The organism is Janthinobacterium sp. GW822-FHT07A03, assembly GCF_058798815.1.
In genome coordinates, this window is sequence record NZ_JBXAKW010000001.1 from 1,123,417 (window position 1) to 1,143,699 (window position 20,283).

Here is a 20,283-nt window from a genome sequence, read left to right on the forward strand (position 1 = left end):
AATATGGCGGTTTAGGTAAGTGTTGTTTTAGATCAAGTTTCTTTAGAGTAATTCCGGCGGCAAGATAATATCCGTCAATTTCCAGTCCCAGATGCCGTGCCGGCGCAGCAGAAACTGGCTGGCGGCGGGGCCGGCGCCGGCGCGCCGCAGCACCACCTCATTCCACGAGCGGTACGCCATGCCGAAGTCGTGGCGCTGGCCGTCCGTTCCCTGCTTGCCGTGCAGGATCAGCACCGTGATGCCGGGCGGCGAGACGATGGCGTCGAGCATTTCCTTGAAGTCATCGTCATTGGCCGTTTCGCCCGCCGCGCGCAATTGGCGCGCCACGCTGGCCCGCACGGCGGGCAGGTCGGCGTGCTGCGCCAGGGTTTCCAGGCGCACGGATTTCGCCGCGATGCTGATGCGGTACATGGCGATGTAGGGGCTGACCCAGGTGAAGCCGATGGCGGCAACGGCAAAAATGATCGCAGTGGCGTACTTTCTTTTCATGGTCCGTGTTTTTGTATGAGCTGTGCCGCCGTGATTTTACCCGGCCAGGGACGGTGGATGGTGTAGCATTCGTGCCGGCGCGGACCATCGCGCCGCAATATTGAGGACAACCATGAATATCACTATCAATCAGGTGTTGCAGTCGTACATCGACCCGCTCACCGCCAGCGAATACGCGGCGCTCGAACGCAGCCTGCTGGCCGAAGGCTGCCGCGATGCGCTGGTGCTGTGGAACGACGTGCTGATCGACGGGCATAACCGCTACGCCATCTGCCGCCAGCACGGCATCGAATTCAAGACCATCCAGAACACCAGCTTTACCTCGCTCGACGACGTCATGCTGTGGATGATCGACAATCACCTGGCGCGCCGCAGCGTATCGGACTTCCAGCGCGGCGTGCTGGCTCTGCGCAAGAAGGAAATCGTCGCCGCGCGCAGCCCGGCGCCCGTCAGCGCCCAGGATGCGCCGGAAGGCGAAAACGCGCCGAAGCCTCCCATGAGCACGCGCGAAGAGGTGGCCAAGGCGGCCAGATTGAGCAGCAACCAGATCAGCCAGATCGAGAAGATCCAGAAGGCGGCGTCGCCGGAACTGGTGGAAGCCGTCCGTTCGGGCACGATCTCCATCAATGCGGCGGCCACCGTGGCATCCTTGCCGCCGGAAGAGCAGGTGGCGGCCGTCGCCGGCGGCAAGAAGTTATTACGCCAGGCGGCCAAGGAAATCCGCGAACAGCGCGCCGCCACGCGCACGCCGCGCGAGCCGAAAATCCACGTCTCGCAGGACACGCCGGAAACGGGCAACGAGCCGTGGGCGGACAACGCGGCGCAGGCGCCGTCCGAAACGGAGCGCCTGCGCGGCGAGATCGCCAGCTTGAAGCAGAAAGTGGCGCAGCTGCAGGCGGAAAATGTGGAACTCAACCAGCGTATCGCCACGCTGATCGACGCATCCTGACTATTGGAGTAGTTCATGCCAGTTCGCCGTACCCTGTTCGCCGCCGTCGCCTGCGGCATCGTTGCCAGTGCTCCCGCGCTGGCGGCGCTCGCCGTTGCTGCCGCCGACATGGCCCGCTGGCAGGCGCAGGCCGCCCATGTCAGCATCGCGCGCGACACGTGGGGCGTGCCCCATGTGACGGGCAAGACGGACGCCGATGCCGTCTTTGGCCTGATGTATGCGCAGGCAGAGGATGATTTCCCCCGCGTGGAACTCAATTACATCAACGCCATGGGGCGGCTGGCGGAAGTGGAGGGCGAGCGGGAGCTGTACCGCGACCTGCGCATGAAGCTTTTTATCGATCCGCTTGAGCTGCAGGCGCAGTACCGCGCCAGCCCGCCGTGGCTGCAGAAACTCATGGATGCGTTTGCCGATGGCCTGAATTTTTACCTGGCCACGCATCCGCACGTGAAACCACGGCTGATCACGCATTTCGAGCCGTGGATGGCCCTCAGTTTCAGCGAGGGCAGCATCGGCGGCGATATCGAATCGGTCAACCTGGCGCGGCTCGAAGCGTTTTACGGCCAGCAGGCCAAGCCTGCTGCCGTGGCGCTGGCCAGCGTGGAAACCGGGTTTGCGTCAGGTCTGGAGCCCGAGCCGAGCGGTTCGAACGGCTTCGCCATCGCGCCCGCCATCACGAAAAACGGCCATGCGCTCTTGATGATCAACCCGCACACCTCGTTCTACTTCCGTCCCGAAGTGCAGGTCACCAGCGGCGAAGGCCTGAACGCGTACGGCGCCGTCACTTGGGGCCAGTTCTTCGTCTACCAGGGTTTCAATGAGCGCCTGGGCTGGATGCATACCTCGGGCGGCGGCGACGTCATCGACGAATACCTGGAAAGCATCGTCGACAAGGATGGCGCCTGGTTCTACCGCTATGACGGCGGGCTGCGCCCCTTGAAAGCCGTGCCGATTACCGTGCCCTATAAACTGGCCGATGGCGGCATGGGCTCGACAACCATCACCGTCTACTACAGCCACCACGGCCCCATCGTGCGCGCGCAGGACGGTAAATGGGTGGCAGTGCGCCTGATGAATGAACCGTTGAAGGCGTTGACGCAGTCGTACACGCGCACCAAGGCGCGCGATTATGCTGCGTTCTATCAAACGATGGAATTGCGCACGAATTCGTCGAACAATACGGTATATGCGGATGCGGATGGCAATATCGCCTATTTTCACGGCAATTTCATCCCCGTACGCGACCCGCGCTTCAACTGGAAGCAGCCCGTCGACGGCAGCGACCCTGCCACGGAATGGCAAGGGCTGCACACGGTGGCGCAGACCATCACCCTGTTCAATCCGAAGAATGGCTGGATCCAGAATACGAACAACTGGCCGTATTCGGCGGCCGGTGCCAACAGCCCGCGCCAGCAGGACTATCCCGCCTACATGTCCGTGTATGGCGAAAACGCGCGCGGCCTGCATGCGGTCAAGGTTTTCCAGAACAGGACGAATTTCACGCTCGACAGCCTGATCGCCGCCTCCTACGACAGCGAACTGACGGCGTTCGAGGCGCTGCTGCCGCCGCTGTTCGCGGCCTACGATGCGCTGCCGGCCGGCGGCGCGCAACAGCGGGCGCTGGCCGACAAGATCGCCTTGCTGCGGGCCTGGGACTGGCGCTATTCGCTCACTTCCACGGCTACCTCGCTGGCCGTGTTCTGGGGCCAGGAACTGGCGGAATTGACGGGCAAGCAGGCGCGCGAGCAGGGCGTGCCGGTAGTCGATTTTCTGGCGACGGAGAAGGTCACTGCGGCGCAGCGCCTGGCCGCCCTGGCGACTGCGGCGGACAAGTTGCAGCGCGATTTCGGCCACTGGCAAACGCCGTGGGGCGAGATCAACCGTTTCCAGCGCCTGACGGGCGACATCGTGCAGCCGTTTGACGATGCGCAAGCCAGCTTGCCCGTGCCGTATGCATCGGGTAACTGGGGCGCGCTGGCCGCGTATGGCCAGAGCAGCAGGAGTACCACGAAGCGAATTTACGGCGAACGCGGCAACAGCTTTGTCGCGGCCGTGGAATTCGGCCCCCGCATCAAGGCGAAAAGCATCCTCGCGGGCGGCCAGAGCGGCGACCCGAAGTCGCCCCACTTCCAGGACCAGGCGGCCATGTATGCGCGGGGCGAGTTCAAGGAGGTGCTGTTTTATCCCGAGCAGGTGGAACGGCACCTGGAGCGCCGCTACCACCCAGGAAAATAGCCGCTGGGCCGATCAGATCGCGTCGAGCGCCGTGCGCAAGTCATGCCGCAGGTCTTCCAGGTCTTCGATCCCCACCGACAGCCGGATCAAGCCATCGCCGATGCCCAGTTTTGCCCGCTGTTCGGCGGGAATGCTGGCATGCGTCATCAGGGCAGGGTGTTCGATCAGGCTTTCCACGCCGCCCAGGCTTTCGGCCAGGGCGAATACTTCGCAGCGCTCGAGGAAGCGCCGTGCGCCGGCCAGGTCCGTATCGAGGTCGATCGAGATGATGCCGCCGAAACCATCCATCTGGCGCTGCGCCAGCGCGTGCTGCGGGTGCGACGCCAGGCCCGGGTAGAAGACCTTTTTTACTTCCTTTTGCTGCTCCAGCCACTGCGCCAGCGCCAGGGCGCTTGCGCAATGGCGCTGCATGCGGATGGCCAGCGTCTTGATGCCGCGCAAGGCGAGGAAGCTGTCGAACGGCCCCGCAATCGCCCCCACCGAGTTTTGCAGGAAGCCCAGCTGCTCGCGCCATTCCGCCTGGCGTTCTTCCGCGCCGACGATGGCGATGCCGCCGATGATGTCCGAGTGGCCGTTCAGATACTTGGTGGTCGAGTGCACGACGATGTCGAAGCCGTGTTCCAGGGGGCGCTGCACCAGCGGGCTGGCAAACGTGTTGTCTGCCACGGCGATGATGCCCCGTTCGCGGCAGATGTCGGCAATCGCCCGCAAGTCGGCCAGTTTCAGCATGGGATTCGTCGGTGTTTCCACCCACACCATCTTTGTTTCCGGGCGCAGCGCGGCCAGCAGGTTTTCCGGATTCGTCAGGTCGACGTACGTGAATTCGTGGCCTGCGGAGCGGCGGCGCACTCGTTCAAACAGCCGGTAGGTGCCGCCGTACATGTCGTCGCCGGCGACGATATGGCTGCCCGCGTCCAGCAATTCCAGCACGGACGAGATGGCGGCCAGGCCCGAGGCGAACGCGAACGCGGCGCTGCCGCCTTCCAGGTTGGCCACGCAGCGCTCGAGCGCCCAGCGCGTGGGATTGTGCGAGCGGCCGTAATCGAGGCCCTTGTGCACGCCGGGGCTGTCCTGCACAAAGGTGGAGGTGGCGTAAATGGGCGGCATGATGGCGCCCGTCGACGGGTCGGGCGACTGGCCGGCGTGGATGACGCGGGTGGCCAGATGGCTCTTGCGGGTGGTTTCTTTACTCAAGATAGTGTCCTGCGTAAGTGGTTGAGAAGGTCGAAGCGGGTGATCAGGCCATAGAAGCCGGTATCGTCGGCGACGACGGCCGTCAAGCCCCGGTCCAGCGTGGCGCGCAGGGCGGGCAAGCCGCTCGATGGCGCCAGCGTTTCGATCTGCGTCGTCATGGTGGCGCCCACCAGCGATGCGAAATGCGCGGCGTCGCTCGACACATGCAGCAGCAAGTCCGATTCGTCGATAATGCCGACCAGTTTGCCGCCGTCGATGACGGGCAGCTGCGCCAGGTCGCTGGCCCGCATGCGGTTGAAAGCGGTCAGCAGGGTGTCGCCCGGCGCCACGCTGACGACGTCGCCCTCGTCGTAGCGGCGCCCGATCAGGTCGCGCAAGTCGCCCGAGAGCGCCCGCTGCAACAGACCCTGGTCGCGCATCCAGCCGTCGTTGTAGACTTTGGATAAATAGCGCGTCCCCGTGTCGCAGACAAACGTGACGACGCGCTTCGGCGTCGTCTGTTCTCGGCAGTATTTGAGGGCGGCGGCCAGCAGGGTGCCGGTGGACGAACCGCCGAGGATGCCTTCGGCGCGCAGCAGGGCGCGCGCGGAGTCAAAACTTTCCTGGTCCGTGATGGTGTAGGCCTTCGTGACGCTGTCCATGTCGGCGATAGCCGGGATGAAATCTTCGCCGATGCCTTCCACGGCCCACGAGCCGCTCGTGTCGCTGACTTTGCCCGTGTCGATGTATTCGGTGAGGATGGAGCCTTGCGGGTCGGCCAGCACGAATTCGAGCTTGGGCTGGGCCTTGCGGAAGTAGCGCGTCAGGCCCGTCAGGGTGCCGGACGAACCGACGCCGACGACGATGGCGTCGACGTCATGGCCGCTCTGTTCCCAGATTTCCGGCCCCGTCGTCGTTTCGTGGGCCAGCGGGTTGGCGGGATTGTTGAACTGGTCGGCGAAGAAGGCGCCCGGCAGTTCGCGCGCCAGGCGCGCCGCGTAATCCTGGTAGTACTCGGGATGGCCCTTGCCCACGTCCGAGCGCGTGGTGTGCACTTCGGCGCCCAGGGCCTTCAGGTGCAGCACTTTTTCCGTCGACATCTTGTCGGGCACGACGAGAATCACGCGGTAGCCCTTGATGCGGCCCACCAGGGCCAGGCCGATGCCGGTATTGCCGGCGGTGGCCTCGACGATGGTGCCGCCCGGCTGCAAGCTGCCGTCGGCTTCGGCCGCTTCGATGATGGACAGGCCGATGCGGTCCTTGATGGAACCGCCGGGATTTTGCGATTCCAGTTTCAGGAACAGCTGGCACAGGCCCGTGTCGAGCCTGGTGACTTCGACCAGCGGGGTATTGCCGATCAGCTTGTATAGCGCTGGCGGCTGGGAGGGGGATGGCATTCGATCATTCATGGTGGCTCCTGTCAGAGAAACAGCCGCTCAGGATCGTGTCCCGAGCCGCCTTCCGTGCCGCGCAGTGTAGGCGGGTGGGCGAGTGCGGCGAACGAATGTTTCCATGCTTGCATATGCGCGTTGCGCATATCGGCTGCAGCGCGCGCGATTCGAGTATGCGCCGTTTTTGGCCCGCTTGCCGCGCCACAGGCAGGACTATTAAGCTGCCGCAAGCTCACCATTGCGATTTATAATCACGCCTCGAAAAGATACTAAATAGTATTGAAAATCAACCAGACAGGGCAGGCGGCAGTGGCAAAACTTTATTTCCGGTATTCCGCGATGAACGCGGGCAAGTCGACGGCCTTGTTGCAGGTCGCGCACAACTACGAAGAGCAGGGCCAGCAGGTGCGCCTGTACACGGCCGCCATCGACAGCCGCTACGGCGTGGGCCGGGTCACCTCGCGCCTGGGCCCGCAGCGCCAGGTCGATATCTTCCATGCCGACACGAATTTCCTTGACGATATACCCCAGGTGGCTTGCCTGCTGGTTGACGAAGCGCAATTCCTCAGCACGGCACAAGTGCAACAATTGCACCAGTTGGCGCAAGTGAAGGGCGTGCCCGTCATCTGCTACGGCTTGCGCACGGATTTCAAGGGTGAACCGTTCCCCGGCTCGGCCTACCTGCTGGCGCTGGCCGACGATATCGAGGAATTGAAGAATATTTGTACTTGTGGCAAGAAGGCCACGATGAACATCCGCGTGGACGAGCAGGGCCGCCGCATCAAGGAAGGCGAGCAGATCAGTATTGGCGGCAACGAGGCCTACCGCCAGGCGTGCGGGCGCTGTTTCTACTCGTAAGTTAATTCCTTATTCGGCGACGGGCACACCCACGTCCGCATCGTCGGACAGCGCCAGGTCGCCCCGCTCGAAGGCGGCCAGGATGTCATTCGCGCGCGCCACGTCGTGTTCGCGCACCATCACGCGGGCGCCGCCGATGGCGGCTGCCAGCAGCATGTCGGCCTGCATGTGCTGGTCGTCCGTCAGTAGCACGTCGATGCCGGCCGCGGCCAGGCAGCCGCGGATGACGTGGGCATCCGTGGGGATCATCAGCCGGGCAATTAAAACGTAGTCGTCGTGCATCGTGTCTCCTGGCAAGGTGGATTCGTCCCCATCTTAGCACCAGGCTTGAAATTACAGCTTGAACACGCCCACCACCTGGTTCAGCTCATGCGCCTGCTCCTGCAGGGCGTCGGCGGCCGCGGCAGCTTCTTCCACCAGGGCCGCATTCTGCTGGGTCACCTGGTCCATCTGGGCGATGGCCTGGTTGACTTGCTCGATGCCGCTGCGCTGCTCTTCGCTCGCCTGCGCGATTTCCGCCATGATGGTGCTCACTTGCTGCACGCTGGCCACCACGGTGTCCATGGTGGCGCTGGCCTGGCTCACTTGCGCGTGGCCCAGGTCCACCGTGCCGGCGGATGCCTGGATCAGGTCCTTGATGTCTTTCGCCGCTGCCGTCGAGCGCTGCGCCAGGGTGCGCACCTCGGTGGCGACGACGGCAAAGCCGCGTCCCTGTTCGCCGGCCCGGGCCGCTTCCACGGCCGCGTTCAAGGCCAGGATGTTCGTCTGGAAGGCGATGCCGTCGATGACGCCGATGATGTCGGCGATCTTGCCCGACGAGCTGCGGATGGCATCCATGGTGCTGGCCACCTGCGCCACGGCGGCGCCGCCTTCGGCTGCTAGGCTGGACGATTCATGCGCCAACTTGCTCGCTTGCTGCGCGTGATCGACGTTCTGCCGCACGGTGGAGCTCAATTCTTCCATCGAGGCGGCCGTTTCTTCCAGCGAACTGGCTTGCTGTTCCGTGCGGCTCGACAAATCCAGGTTGCCGCTGGCGATTTCCCCGGAGGCCGTGGCGATTTGCCCGGCGCCGCCGCGCACGTTGCCGACCACTTGCGACAGGTTGTCGCTGATGCGGTTCATGGCGCGCAGCAGGCGGCCGATTTCGTCCAGGCTGCTGGTATCGAGATGCACCGTCAGGTCGCCGGCGGCGATTTGCGCGGCGGCCGTTTCGGCGGCGGCCAGCGGGCGCGAGACGAGGGTGCGCACCAGCCAGTACAACAGCAGGGCGAAGACGAGCAGGGCGACGAAGCCGGAAATGGCCAGCTGGTTGCGCAGCTGGCGCGCCTCCAGCGTGATTTCGTCCGTGAACGTGCCGCCCGCGATGATCCATTGCCAATCCTTGAATTGACGGTAAAACAACTGCTTTTCGCGTGCGCTGGCGCTCGTTTCGCCGGGCGCCGTCCACGTGTAGCGCATGGCACCGTCTTTCTGCGCCAGCATTTCCTGGATGAACAGGCGGCCGTCGCTGGCCTTGAAGTCGAGCGCGCTCTTGCCTTCGCTGTTCGGGTGCAGCACCATGTGGCCGTAGTTGGCGCCGGGCGCCGTATCGAGGATGTAGATGTAGCCCGTCTGGCCGATCTTAACCTGGCGAATCTTGTCTTTCAACATGGCCAGATTCTTGCTGATATCGAGGCCGATGAACAGCACGCCTACCACCTTGCCAGCCGCATCGCGCACGGGGTCGTACTGCGTGATGTATTGCTTGCCAAATAAGGTTGCCATGCCGACGAAACGCTGGCCCGCGCGCAGCGGCGCATAGCTGGGGTGGTTGTGGTCGAGCTGGGTGCCGATGGCCCGTTCGCCATCCTGTTTTTTCAGCGACGTGCTGATGCGCACGAATTCATCGCCGTTGGCGGCAAAGATGGTGGCGATCACGCCCGTTTGCGCCGTGTAGCGGTCGACCACGGCCGTGTCGAGGTTGAGCACCTTGCCGCCGTTGGCCAGGGCCGGCGTGGCCTTGCCGGCCACGGCCACCATGGCGCCCGCGTCGACCGTGAACGGGCCGGGAAACTCGGCCGCGAACAGGCGCGCAAAGCTGGCCGCTTCGTTGACCATGGCCGTATGGAAGACTTGCGTGGTCGTCATGACGCTATTGAGTTCGCTGGTGACGGCCGCTTCGGCCCGCTGTTCCAGCACGCGCGAGGTATTGATACTCATCAAGGCCGTCAGGCTGGCCAGGATCAGGCTGACGAGGGCAAACGTGAAGACGGTAATCTTGCCGCCGACACTCCAGTGGCGGGGGGAGAAGGAAATTGTAGGCATAGTGTGAGTCTGGCAAAGGGTAATCAGCTCGGCCATTCCTGGTCATGACATGACACGCGGGGAGGGGATCTGGTGGGGAGTACTGTTGAAACGGAGGCGCGCCGGCTGTGGGAGCGGCGCGCAGGCAAGCTGTATTTCAGGGCGCGATGATAGCATGTCGCTTGCCATTTGTTACTAAGTGTTTCCCGCAGGAATCATTTTTTCGCATAAAAACATCATCGAGATCAAGGATTGCCGCTTCAGTCTATTGACTTTTCGCATTCCAATGGCGCATGTTGATATCCGTCGCTGCTGAATGATGCGATTTTTCTCACGAATGTTTCACTTTGTAATGAATGAGACGCCGCCTTTAATCCGCGTTTAAGCTTCCAGGAAGAAACTGATCTTCCATGGGAGACTGCCAGGCCGTATCCTGTAGAATAATATGCAGACCAGTCGTGTATCCCCTTACTGTCTTGCTGGCTGGCGCATGCATCTCTGCGCCGCCTGGAATTGATTTAACTAATTTTCGGAGAAGCCGATGAAGAAGCAAATGATGCTGGTCACCCTGGTGCTTGCCCTGTCAGCCCACGCTGGCGCAGCCCAGACGGACAAGAGCGCCGCTCCTCCGCTCACCATGAAGCCGCTGGCCCAGCAAACGCAGGCCGCCTTGTGGGCATCGCGCGTATTGACGCGCGTCCATTACAAGGCCATGCCGCTCGACGACGCCATGTCGGAAAAGATCTTCGACCGCTATTTCAAGTCCCTGGATGCGGAAAAACTGTTCTTCGTGCAAGCCGACATCGACCGCTTCGCTCCCTTGCGCACCAAGCTCGACGACGCCATCATCAATGAAGACCTGACGGCGCCGTTTGCCATCTACAACCTGTACCAGCAGCGTTTCGACGAGCGCATGGCCTATGCGCGTGAATTGCTGAAGACCAAGTTCGACTTTACCGCCGACGAGAGCTATCAGATTGACCGCGAAAAGGCCGCCTGGCCGAAGAACGACGAGGAAGTGCGCGACCTGTGGCGCAAGCGCGTCAAGAACGACTGGCTGCGCCTGAAACTGGCGGGCAAGGAAGACAAGGCCATCCGCGAGACGCTGGACAAGCGCTATGAAAGCTACACGACCCGTTCGCGCAAGCTCAACAGCGAAGACGTGTTCCAGATCTTCATGAACGCCTACGCCATGTCGATCGAACCGCACACCAATTACCTGGGCCCGCGCGCCTCGGACAACTTCGACATCGCCATGCGGCTGTCGCTCGAAGGCATCGGCGCCGTGCTGCAGACGCGCGACGAGTACACGGTGGTGCGCGAAGTCGTGCCTGGCAGCCCGGCCGGCCTGTCGGGCAAGCTGAAAGTGGGCGACCGCATCGTCGGCGTGGGGCAGGGCGAAAGCGGCCCCATCACCGAAGTGCTGGGCATGCGCATCGATGACGTGGTGCAGCTGATCCGCGGCGCCAAGGATTCCACCGTGCGCCTCGACATCCTGCCGGCCGACGCCGGTCCGGACGCCAAGCATGTCGTCTTGCCGCTGGTGCGCAAGAAAATCAGCATGGAAGAGCAGGCGGCGAAGAAATCGATCATCGAAGTGCGGGAAAATGGCGTCAAGCGCCGCATCGGCGTCATTGCCCTGCCGACGTTCTACCAGGACTTCGAAGCGCGCCGCCGTGGCGACAAGGACTTTAAAAGCGCCACGCGCGACGTCAGCCGTTTGCTGGCCGAGTTGAAGAAGGACAAGGTCGACAACGTCCTGATCGACTTGCGCAACAATGGCGGCGGTTCGCTGAACGAAGCCGTCGAACTGACGGGCCTGTTCATCGACAAGGGACCGGTCGTGATGCAGCGCAATGCCGAAGGCAAGGTCGACGTGGAAAGCGACACCAATTCCGGCCTGGCCTGGGATGGCCCGATGGGCGTGCTGATCAACCGCGGTTCCGCTTCCGCGTCCGAGATTTTCGCTGCCGCCGTGCAAGATTACGGCCGTGGCGTCATCATCGGCGAAGGCAGCTTCGGCAAGGGCACCGTGCAAACCTTGTTCAACCTCGACCGTTTTGGCGGCAGCGAGAAAGCCCGTTTCGGCGAGCTGAAGATGACCATCGCCCAGTTCTTCCGCATCAATGGCGGCACCACGCAGTTGCGCGGCGTCACGCCCGACATCAAGCTGCCGGCCATGTCGGACACGGAGAACTTCGGCGAATCGAGCTATGACAATGCCTTGCCATGGGTGGCCATCAAGCCGGCGCCCTACATGCCGACGGGCGACCTGAAGGATATCGTGCCGCTGCTGGACAAGAAGCATGAAGCGCGCGTCGCCAAGGACAAGGATTTCCAGTATTTGCTCGATGACATCGCTCTCGTCGTCAAGCAGCGCAAGGAAAACCAGATTTCGCTCAATGAAACCGTGCGCCGCAAGGAGCGCGATGCCCAGGAAGCGCGCGCCAAGGCCCGTGAAAAACGCCTGATCGCGCAGATTTCGAATCCTGCCGACGACCTGGTGGTGATTCCCGATCCGAAAGACGTGCTGAAGGGCGCGAAAGCGGCCAACAAGACGGCCAAGCAGATCGCCGCCGTGAAGGGCGCCTTGCGCACCGACGACGGCTTGCAGGGCGACGAGCGCGCGCTGAGTGCGGAACTGGATGCCGAAACGGCCGCCAAGAGCGCCAAGGACGTGCTGCTGAACGAAGCGGCGCGCATCCTGGCCGACGAAGTGGCGCTGATCAAGGCCGATACCCGCATGGCGGCCAAGGTCTTGCCGTATGGCGCGGATGGCAAGGCGACGCCGGTGACGGCAGCGAAGTAAGGCCTTTCACGCAGTAAAAAACCGGCTCCTTGCGGCGCCGGTTTTTTTTCGCCTTGCTCAGTTATCTGTCTGGCGTATTTCTATCATTCCAACAATCAATTGGATGGATATGCCGCGATGCAGCATAATGCACTTGTCTCCTCTATTCTCCTCCAAGAAAATAGATTCAGCCCGCTCTCGCAGCGGGCTTTTTTTTTGCCTCAGATTCTGTGCGTGCTCGCTTGCACGTCGGGCTGGGCGGCCAGCAGGGCCGTGATCCAGCCGGCAAACGCCTGCAGCTTGGGCGTGGCCAGGCGGCCTTGCGGCGTCAGCAGCGACATCGGCATGGGCGTCGGCGGATGATCGGCCAGCACGGCCACCAGCGCGCCGCTGTCGAGGTGCTGGCGCACCTGGTACTGGGCCGCCTGTGCCAGTCCCAGCCCCTGCAGCGCACAAGCGACGCTGGCGTCTGCGTCGTTGACGGCGATGGGGCCGGCCATCTGCACGCGCACCACCTCTTTACCTTGCAGGAAATCCCAGTCGAAGGCGCGTCCCGTGCGGCCCGAGTAATGCATGATGCCCTGGTGCGCGGCCAGGTCCGCCAGGGTGTGCGGCGTGCCGTGCCGCGCCAGGTAGGCGGGCGAGGCGCACGTGACGAAGCGCATCAGGCCGACCTGCTTGCCGATGAAGGCGGAATCCTGCAAGGTGCCCACGCGCAAGGCGCAATCGATGCCTTCCTGCGTCAGGTCGACCAGGCGGTCCGTCAGGCTCAGCTGCAATTGCACGTCCGGCCAGGCGGCGTGGAAGTGCGCGATATGGGGAATGATCAGGCGCCGGCCCACCGTATTGGGCAGGTTAATGCGCAGCAAGCCGCGCGGTTTTGTCGCGTCGGGACCGCGAAACGCCAGTTCCGCCGTGTCGACGGCCTTCAGGATGTCGATGCAGTGGCGAAAGTACTCGGCCCCTTCCGGCGTCAGCGACAAGCGGCGCGTGGTTCGCTGCAGCAATTGCGTGCCCAGATAGGCTTCCAGCTTTTGCAGGGTGGCCGTCAGCGCGGCACGCGGCAAATTCAAGGTCTCGGCCGCCTTGGAAAAGCTGTTGGCTTCGACGATGCGCACGAAGGTCTGCATGGCCTTGATCTTGTCCATGGGATAGCTTCCATTCTCATTGTTCATTTTATGTGAAAAGTATAAATGGATTATGCCCTGATTATCTTTGCCCCGGTTTTGCCTAGAATGGCACCATCCCTACCGAACCGAGGAAACAACATGAACAAGGCCTCATCTTCCGCTCCCCACGACATTGCACCCGCCATGGTGCTGCTGCTGGCCATCGCTTCCGGCCTGATCGTGGCCAACCTGTACTACGCGCAAACCCTCGTCGGGCCCATCAGCGCCTCGACGGGCTTGTCGGCCAAGGCGGCCGGGCTGATCGTTACCCTGACGCAAGTCGGCTATACCCTGGGCCTGCTGTTTGTCGTGCCGCTGGGCGACTTGCTGGAAAACCGGCGCCTGATCGTCACGGCCTTGCTGGTGACGGCCACGGCCCTGGTGGCGGCGGCCCTGAGTACAGGCGCCATCGTCTTCCTCGCTGCCGCGCTGGCCATCGGCCTCGGTTCCGTGGCGGCGCAAGTGATCGTGCCGTTTGCCGCCCACCTGTCGCAGGAAGCGACACGGGGGCAGACGGTGGGCAAGGTCGTCAGCGGCTTGTTGCTGGGCATCATGCTGGCCCGCCCCGTGGCGTCATTGGTGGCCGCGCACGCCAGCTGGCACGTGGTGTTCGGCGGCGCCGCCGTGCTGATGGTAGTGCTGGCGCTGGTGCTGCGCCGCGCCTTGCCCGTGCGCCAACCCGTGTCGAGCATGAAATATCCTGCCCTGATGGCGTCCTTGTGGCACTTGCTGCTGGGCACGCCCGTGCTGCGCCGCCGCGCCGCCTATCACGCGGGCCTGTTTGGCGCCTTCAGCCTGTTCTGGACCGTCACGCCGCTGGTGCTGGCCAGCCCCGCGTTCGGCCTGTCGCAAACGGGCATCGCCATCTTTGCCCTGGTGGGCATGGCGGGCGCCGTCGCCTCGCCCATCGCCGGCCGCCTGGCCGATGCGGGCCACACCTTGCCGGCCACGGCTGCCGCGCTGGGGCTGGGCATCGTCGCGTTTGCCTTGCCCATGTTTGCGCCGGACTCGAAACATGTGGCGCTGGGCTTGCTGGTGGTGGCGTCCATTGTGCTCGACATGGGCGTGGCGGCCAACCTGGTGCTGGGCCAGCGCGCCATCTTCAGCCTGGGCGCGGAAGTGCGGGGCCGCCTGAACGGCCTGTATTTCGCCCTGTTCTTCGCCGGCGGCGCGGCCGGCTCGGCCGTCGGCGCCTGGGTGTATGCCAGCTATGGCTGGCAAGCAACCTTGCTGACCGGCATGGCGTTTCCGGGCCTGGCCGTGCTGGTATGGCTGGCAGAATTTTTACCGTTGGCCACACGCCGCACGGCTTGAAACCCTGATGGCCGCTCATTATCACTGATGGATATTTCTATCATCATGAAGATAAAGTGGCGTGATATGCCGCAATGCCGCAAGATGCACTTGTCTCCTCTATCTCCTCCAAGGAAATAGATTCAGCCCGCTTCCATAGCGGGCTTTTTTTTTGCCTGTGTTTTTTAAATCACCACCAGATCGAGTGCGCGCATGAAGTTTGCCGCCTGCGCATGCGTGATGACGGCGCCTTTCAGCAACGCAGCTTCGCTCAGCTTGAAACCGTCGATATCGGCGCCGCGCAGGTCCGCGCCCTGGAACTTCGCCAGCTTGATGGTGGCATTGCGCAAGCTGCCCCCTTCGAAGACGGCGTCGCGGAAGTCGCAGCCGGCCAGGTAGGCGTCGGAAAAATCCAGCTGTTTGAGTATTGCCTTGCGGAACGAAAAACCGCGCAGGTCGGCGCCCACCAGCAGGCTGTCTTCGAACGTGAGGCCCAGGTGAGCCGCTTCCTCGAACGAGGCGCCCGTCAGCTTGCAGCCCCGGTAGGTGACGGAGGCCAGCTTGGCGCGCCGCCATTTCGTGTTGTTCAGGTCGCAGCCTTCGAAACTGGCGTCGACGGCGTCGACGGATTCGAAATCGGCGCTGCCTGCGCGGCAGCGGCGCCAGGTGCTGCGCGCGAGCTTGCTGGCGAACAAGTTGGTGTCGGCAAAGGTGCAGCGCTCGAAGGTGCAGCCCTGCAAGTCGAGGCGCGAGAAGTCTTCGCCATCGAAGGCGCAATCGATGAAGTGGCGCATTGGCAGGGCCAGTTGCTGCTCCATGCCGGCGCGGTCCAGGGTCATGCCAGTTACTGCGGTGTCGTGTGTTGCCATCCGTTTTTTATTCCTCATCAAAGCAGGGGAGGGATGGCGCGGCGGGAAGATGCACGAACCAGAACACCTCCCCGGCTGGTGTAACAGCCAGGGGTCAGCGCCGTGGGTCCGCGTGGGCGGGAGCATGCCGGACGGTGCCAGGCACTTACCGGGTTACCAACCGGTGCACTCATTTTCGATCAGCCTGTATTGTAACGGCTTGACTACACACTTGCCAGTGCTGTCAAAGCCGGGTTAGTATCGTCACAGGCGCACGCATTGCGCCAACGTCGCTCGGACGGATCCGGGCGCTTACGTATAGAGATACCATGACCGACAGCCAAGCTCCGCGCAGCTTTTCGCGCATCAATCGCCTTCCCCCCTACGTTTTCAACATCACCGCCGAACTCAAGATGGCCGCGCGCCGCCGTGGCGAGGATATCATCGACATGTCGATGGGCAATCCCGATGGCGCCACGCCGGCCCACATCGTGGACAAGCTGGTCGAGACGGTAAAACGCCCCGACACGCACGGCTATTCCGCGTCAAAAGGTATTCCCCGGCTGCGCCGCGCCATTGCACACTGGTACAAGAAGCGCTACGAGGTCGACATCGACCCGGACAGCGAAGCCATCGTCACCATCGGCTCGAAGGAGGGCCTGGCCCACCTGATGCTGGCGACGCTGGACCGGGGCGACACGGTGCTGGTGCCCAATCCCAGCTACCCGATCCACATCTGGGGCGCCGTGATCGCGGGCGCCGATATCCGCTCCGTGCGCATGGGGCCGGGCGTGGATTTCTTTGCGGAACTGGAGCGGGCGATCCGCGAAAGCTACCCGAAACCGAAGATGATGGTGCTGGGCTTCCCGTCGAATCCCACGGCGCAATGCGTGGAACTGGAATTCTTTGAAAGAGTCGTGGCGCTGGCGAAACAGCACAATATCCTGGTGGTGCACGACCTGGCGTATGCCGACATCACCTTTGATGGCTGGAAGGCGCCGTCCATCATGCAGGTGCCGGGTGCGCGCGACGTGGCCGTCGAGTTTTTCACCATGTCGAAAAGCTACAACATGGCGGGCTGGCGCATCGGCTTCATGGTCGGCAATGCGGAACTGGTGGCGGCCCTGGCGCGCATCAAGAGCTACCATGATTACGGCAGTTTTACGCCCGTGCAAGTGGCGGCGATTGCCGCGCTGGAAGGCGATCAAAGTTGCGTGACGGAAATCTGCGCCCAGTACCAGCGCCGCCGCGACGTGCTGGTGAAAGGCTTGCATGAAGCGGGTTGGATGGTGGAAAAACCGAAGGCCTCGATGTATATCTGGGCGCATATCCCGGAAGCCTACCGTCACCTGGGCTCGCTGGAATTTGCCAAGCTGCTGCTGCAAAAGGCCAAGGTGAGCGTGTCGCCCGGCATCGGCTTCGGCGAATACGGCGATGAATACGTGCGCTTCGCCCTGATCGAAAACGAGGCGAGGGTGCGGCAAGCCTTGCGCGGCATCAAGAATATGTTGCGTTCCGGCGACGGGAAAACGGAAGCGGCAGCATAAAAGTTGCCGCATGGAATTGTCTGTTGCCCCTAATATCACTGCCGCGTATTTCTGACATCACGAATATAAAGTGGTTTTATATGCTGCAACGCGGCATCATTCATCTGTCTCCTCTATCTTCCTCCAAGGAAATAGATTCAGCCCGCTCCCGCAGCGGGCTTTTTTTTGCCTGTCTTTCTGGGCGACTATCCCTCGCCACTGCCCGTAAACCGCCGCACCGCCACCTCCCACTGCTGCATCAGGCTGGCAGCCTGGTCGCGGCCGATGCTGGGTAAAAACGTCCGGTCGGCGCGCCAGTGCGATGCCAGTTCTTCCACGCCACGGTATTGGCCGATGGCCAGGCCCGCCAGGCAGGCCGCGCCCAGCGCCGTCGTTTCGATCACTTGCGGGCGCACCACGGGGATGCCCAGCAAGTCGGCCTGGAATTGCAGCAGCAGGTTGTTGGCGCAGGCGCCGCCGTCCACGCGCAGTTCCGTGATGGGCGCCTGCGCGTCGCGCGTCATGGCGCCCAGCAGGGCGGCGCTCTGGAAGGCGATCGCCTCGAGCGCCGCGCGGGCGATGTGGCCCACCGTGCTGCCGCGGCTCAGGCCCAGGATGGCGCCCTTCGCCGACGGCACCCAGTACGGTGCGCCCAGGCCCGTAAACGAGGGCACGAAGACGACGCCGCCCGAATCGGGCACGGAGGCGGCCAGGCCTTCCGCCTCGCCCGCGTGGCCGATGGCGCCCAGGCCGTCGCGCAGCCACTGCACCACGGCGCCGCCGATGAAGACGCTGCCTTCGAGCGCATACGCGGGCTGCGCGCCCACCTGGCAGGCGGCCGTGCTGATCAGGCCATGCTGCGATTGCGCGCACTGCTCGCCCGTGTTGAGCAGCAAAAAGCAGCCCGTGCCATAGGTATTCTTGGCCATGCCCGGCGTAAAGCAGGTCTGGCCGAACAGCGCCGCCTGCTGGTCGCCCGCGATGCCGCCGATGATGACGGGGCTGCCCAGCACCTCGGCATCCGTTTCGCCGTACACGTGGCTCGATGGGTGGACGGACGGCAGCAGGCTGGCGGGAATGCCCAGCCAGTCGAGCAGCTGGGCATCCCAGCAGCCTTCATGCAGGTTCCACAGCATGGTGCGCGAAGCGTTGGTGACGTCGCTCACGTGCAGGCGGCCGCCCGTCATCTGCCACGCCAGCCACGTGTCGATGGTGCCGAAGGCCAGTTCGCCGCGCATGGCGCGGGCGCGCACGCCTGGGACTTCGTCGAGTATCCAGCGCAGCTTGGTGCCGGAAAAATACGGGTCGAGCACCAGGCCCGTCTTCGCGTGGATGGCGCCGGCCAGGCCCCGCGCCCGCAAGTCCTCGCACAGCGCTTCCGTGCGGCGGTCTTGCCAGACGATGGCGTTGTAGACGGGTTCGCCCGTGGCGCGGTCCCACACCACCGTCGTTTCGCGCTGGTTGGTGATGCCCAGCGCGCCCAGGTCGCGCGCCTGCAAGCCCGCCTTGGCCAGCACTTCGCGGCAGGTATCGATCTGGCTGCGCCAGATTTCCATGGGATCGTGCTCGATCCAGCCCGGCTGCGGAAAGAGCTGGCGAAACTCGCGCTGCGCCACGGCGACGATGGCGCCAGATTCATCGAAGACCATGCTGCGCGAACTGGAGGTGCCCTGGTCGAGGGCCAGCAGATACGTCATGCCGCCACCTCTTGCGCCAGATGGACGGCCAGCCATTGCTGCAGGCGCGCCACGTCGGCTGGCCCGCAGCGTAACCCCAGTTTGCTGCGCCGCCACAGGATGTCGTCGCTGCTCCTGGCCCATTCCACCTCGATCAGATAGCACGCTTCGGCTTCGTACAGGCCGGGCGCCAGCTGCGCGCCCAGGTCGGCCATCGCGGCGGCGCCCGTCAGCAGGCGCGCGGCGCGGCTGCCGTAGGCGCGCGCATAGCGGCGCGCCAGCGCGGGCGGCAGCCAGGCGTGGTCGCGCTGGAAGCGGGCGAGAAAGGCGTCGAAATCATGGCTGTCCACCAGCTGGTTTTCTTGCTGCAGGTCGCCGCCGGGCAGCGGCGCGTGCGCCGTCCAGGCCGGGGCGGCGTTGTCCAGCAGGGGTGCCAGCATGCCCAGTGCTTCCTCGGCCAGCTTGCGGTAGGTGGTGATCTTGCCGCCCCAGATATTGAGCAGGGGCGCGCCCGTTGCCGCTGCGCCCCGTGCCACTTCCAGCAGGTAGTCGCGCGTGACGGCCGACGCGTTCTGCGCGCTGTCGTCGAGCAGTGGGCGCACGCCGGAATACGTCCACACGACGTCGGCGGGAGCGATCTCGCGCTTGAAATAGCGGTTCGCCGCCTGGCACAGGTAATCGATCTCCGCCTGGCTGATCTTCACCTGGGCGACTTCCCCCTTGTACTCCTCGTCGGTGGTGCCGATCAGGGTAAAGTCGTCCTGGTAGGGAATGGCGAAGATGATGCGCTGGTCCGGGTTCTGGAAGATGTAGGCGTTCGGATGCTCGAACAGGCGCGGCACGATGATGTGGCTGCCCTTGATCAGGCGCAAACCCTGGGTCTTGCCGCCGCCCGCCGCGCCGGCGAATTGCGCCGTCCACGGCCCCGCCGCGTTGACGATGGCGCGCGCGCGCAGGGTCTTGCGCTGGCCATCCTCGGCTTGCAGGGTGGCGTGCCAGGCGTCTCCCTCGCGGCACGCATCGACGCAGGCCGTGCGCGTGAGGATGTGCGCACCGTGTTCCTGCGCGTCGAGCGCGTTGAGCACCACCAGGCGCGCATCGTCGACCCAGCCGTCGGAATACACGAAGCCCTTGCGGTAGCCGGCTTTCAGGGGCGCGCCTGCCGCGTGCTTGTCCAGCGCGATGCCTTGCGAGGCGGGCAGGAAGGCGCGCCTGGCCAGGTGGTCGTACAGGAACAGGCCCGCGCGTATCATCCAGGCGGGACGCTGGGCCGCGTCGTGCGGCATGACGAAGCGCATCGGCCACATGATGTGGGGCGCGGCGCGCAGCAGCACTTCGCGTTCCTGCAGCGCCTTGCGCACCAGTTTGAACTCATAGTATTCGAGGTAGCGCAGGCCGCCGTGTATCAGCTTGGTGGATGCGGACGAGGTGTGCTGCGCCAGGTCGTGCTGTTCGCACAGCACCACGCGCAGGCCGCGGCCGGCCGCGTCGCGCGCGATGCCGGCGCCATTGATGCCGCCGCCGACGACCAGCAGGTCGCAGTCGGCGGGCAGGGAGGAAAAGCGGGAAGCGGACATGGAAGATTCGTCTTGTAGTAGAAGGTAA

The 20,283-nt window shown here is 63.8% G+C and carries 15 protein-coding genes; 6 read left to right on the top strand and 9 right to left on the bottom strand.

The features are described 5' to 3' along the window. Positions 1-42: 42 nt before the first annotated feature. Positions 43-489 carry a DUF2939 domain-containing protein gene (locus AC1RJW_RS05110; RefSeq protein WP_493043967.1) on the bottom strand — a complete coding sequence of 149 codons (447 nt, stop codon included), beginning with the start codon at positions 487-489 and terminating at the stop codon, positions 43-45. Positions 490-601: 112 nt separating this feature from the next. Between AC1RJW_RS05110 and AC1RJW_RS05115 the strand changes: the two genes are divergently transcribed. Together AC1RJW_RS05115 and AC1RJW_RS05120 are read left to right on the top strand one after the other, a co-directional pair. Then, positions 602-1,438, top strand: a complete 837-nt coding sequence (locus AC1RJW_RS05115) for a hypothetical protein (protein WP_493043969.1) — start codon at positions 602-604, stop codon at positions 1,436-1,438. Between the two features lie 15 nt (positions 1,439-1,453). Further along, complete coding sequence (locus AC1RJW_RS05120) at positions 1,454-3,673, top strand: acylase (RefSeq protein WP_493043971.1); 2,220 nt, start codon at positions 1,454-1,456, stop codon at positions 3,671-3,673. Positions 3,674-3,685: 12 nt separating this feature from the next. On the opposite strand, the gene AC1RJW_RS05125 is transcribed toward AC1RJW_RS05120, so the two are convergent. Both AC1RJW_RS05125 and AC1RJW_RS05130 read right to left on the bottom strand, forming a co-directional pair. Then, positions 3,686-4,867, bottom strand: coding sequence for a trans-sulfuration enzyme family protein (locus AC1RJW_RS05125; protein ID WP_493043973.1), 1,182 nt, complete (start codon positions 4,865-4,867; stop codon positions 3,686-3,688). Further along, positions 4,864-6,255 (bottom strand): pyridoxal-phosphate dependent enzyme, encoded by a 1,392-nt coding sequence (locus tag AC1RJW_RS05130; protein WP_493043975.1) that lies wholly within the window; start codon positions 6,253-6,255, stop codon positions 4,864-4,866. Before AC1RJW_RS05130 ends, AC1RJW_RS05125 begins: the two co-directional genes overlap by 4 nt. A gap of 291 nt (positions 6,256-6,546) precedes the next feature. Between AC1RJW_RS05130 and AC1RJW_RS05135 the strand changes: the two genes are divergently transcribed. After that, positions 6,547-7,095, top strand: coding sequence for a thymidine kinase (locus tag AC1RJW_RS05135; protein ID WP_086136657.1), 549 nt, complete (start codon positions 6,547-6,549; stop codon positions 7,093-7,095). 9 nt (positions 7,096-7,104) lie between these two features. Here the strand turns inward: AC1RJW_RS05135 and AC1RJW_RS05140 are convergent, their stop codons facing one another. Further along, on the bottom strand, positions 7,105-7,377 hold the full coding sequence (locus AC1RJW_RS05140; RefSeq protein WP_070222941.1) for a putative signal transducing protein: 273 nt from the start codon (positions 7,375-7,377) through the stop codon (positions 7,105-7,107). Between the two features lie 51 nt (positions 7,378-7,428). Then, entirely contained in the window at positions 7,429-9,399 is a 1,971-nt protein-coding gene (locus AC1RJW_RS05145; RefSeq protein WP_493043978.1) for a methyl-accepting chemotaxis protein, read from the bottom strand. A 520-nt stretch (positions 9,400-9,919) separates the two neighbouring features. Here AC1RJW_RS05145 and AC1RJW_RS05150 point away from each other — a divergent pair. Then, on the top strand, positions 9,920-12,187 hold the full coding sequence (locus tag AC1RJW_RS05150; RefSeq protein ID WP_493043980.1) for a carboxy terminal-processing peptidase: 2,268 nt from the start codon (positions 9,920-9,922) through the stop codon (positions 12,185-12,187). 200 nt (positions 12,188-12,387) lie between these two features. On the opposite strand, the gene AC1RJW_RS05155 is transcribed toward AC1RJW_RS05150, so the two are convergent. After that, on the bottom strand, positions 12,388-13,314 hold the full coding sequence (locus tag AC1RJW_RS05155; protein WP_493043982.1) for a LysR family transcriptional regulator: 927 nt from the start codon (positions 13,312-13,314) through the stop codon (positions 12,388-12,390). 120 nt (positions 13,315-13,434) lie between these two features. Here AC1RJW_RS05155 and AC1RJW_RS05160 point away from each other — a divergent pair, with 120 nt between their 5' ends. Beyond that, positions 13,435-14,649, top strand: coding sequence for an MFS transporter (locus tag AC1RJW_RS05160; protein WP_493043984.1), 1,215 nt, complete (start codon positions 13,435-13,437; stop codon positions 14,647-14,649). Positions 14,650-14,813: 164 nt separating this feature from the next. On the opposite strand, the gene AC1RJW_RS05165 is transcribed toward AC1RJW_RS05160, so the two are convergent. After that, positions 14,814-15,497, bottom strand: coding sequence for a pentapeptide repeat-containing protein (locus tag AC1RJW_RS05165; protein ID WP_493043986.1), 684 nt, complete (start codon positions 15,495-15,497; stop codon positions 14,814-14,816). 308 nt (positions 15,498-15,805) lie between these two features. Here AC1RJW_RS05165 and alaC point away from each other — a divergent pair, with 308 nt between their 5' ends. Next, complete coding sequence (alaC, locus tag AC1RJW_RS05170; RefSeq protein ID WP_083287373.1) at positions 15,806-17,023, top strand: alanine transaminase; 1,218 nt, start codon at positions 15,806-15,808, stop codon at positions 17,021-17,023. A gap of 185 nt (positions 17,024-17,208) precedes the next feature. On the opposite strand, the gene glpK is transcribed toward alaC, so the two are convergent. Both glpK and glpD read right to left on the bottom strand, forming a co-directional pair. Beyond that, entirely contained in the window at positions 17,209-18,699 is a 1,491-nt protein-coding gene (gene glpK / locus AC1RJW_RS05175) for a glycerol kinase GlpK (protein WP_493043988.1), read from the bottom strand. Continuing rightward, positions 18,696-20,255 (bottom strand): glycerol-3-phosphate dehydrogenase, encoded by a 1,560-nt coding sequence (gene glpD, locus AC1RJW_RS05180; protein WP_493043990.1) that lies wholly within the window; start codon positions 20,253-20,255, stop codon positions 18,696-18,698. The genes glpK and glpD overlap by 4 nt, the downstream gene beginning before the upstream one ends. Positions 20,256-20,283 lie beyond the last annotated feature (28 nt).

Excerpts from the sequence above, each read along its gene's own strand:
- AC1RJW_RS05130 (WP_493043975.1), bottom strand. The coding sequence starts at position 6,255 with ATGAATGATCGAATGCCATCCCCCTCCCAGCCGCCAGCGCTATACAAG.
- AC1RJW_RS05115 (WP_493043969.1), top strand. The coding sequence starts at position 602 with ATGAATATCACTATCAATCAGGTGTTGCAGTCGTACATCGACCCGCTC.
- AC1RJW_RS05160 (WP_493043984.1), top strand. The coding sequence starts at position 13,435 with ATGAACAAGGCCTCATCTTCCGCTCCCCACGACATTGCACCCGCCATG.
- AC1RJW_RS05150 (WP_493043980.1), top strand. The coding sequence starts at position 9,920 with ATGAAGAAGCAAATGATGCTGGTCACCCTGGTGCTTGCCCTGTCAGCC.
- AC1RJW_RS05155 (WP_493043982.1), bottom strand. The coding sequence starts at position 13,314 with ATGGACAAGATCAAGGCCATGCAGACCTTCGTGCGCATCGTCGAAGCC.
- AC1RJW_RS05110 (WP_493043967.1), bottom strand. The coding sequence starts at position 489 with ATGAAAAGAAAGTACGCCACTGCGATCATTTTTGCCGTTGCCGCCATC.
- AC1RJW_RS05140 (WP_070222941.1), bottom strand. The coding sequence starts at position 7,377 with ATGCACGACGACTACGTTTTAATTGCCCGGCTGATGATCCCCACGGAT.
- AC1RJW_RS05120 (WP_493043971.1), top strand. The coding sequence starts at position 1,454 with ATGCCAGTTCGCCGTACCCTGTTCGCCGCCGTCGCCTGCGGCATCGTT.
- glpK (WP_493043988.1), bottom strand. The coding sequence starts at position 18,699 with ATGACGTATCTGCTGGCCCTCGACCAGGGCACCTCCAGTTCGCGCAGC.
- AC1RJW_RS05145 (WP_493043978.1), bottom strand. The coding sequence starts at position 9,399 with ATGCCTACAATTTCCTTCTCCCCCCGCCACTGGAGTGTCGGCGGCAAG.
- alaC (WP_083287373.1), top strand. The coding sequence starts at position 15,806 with ATGACCGACAGCCAAGCTCCGCGCAGCTTTTCGCGCATCAATCGCCTT.
- AC1RJW_RS05165 (WP_493043986.1), bottom strand. The coding sequence starts at position 15,497 with ATGGCAACACACGACACCGCAGTAACTGGCATGACCCTGGACCGCGCC.
- glpD (WP_493043990.1), bottom strand. The coding sequence starts at position 20,255 with ATGTCCGCTTCCCGCTTTTCCTCCCTGCCCGCCGACTGCGACCTGCTG.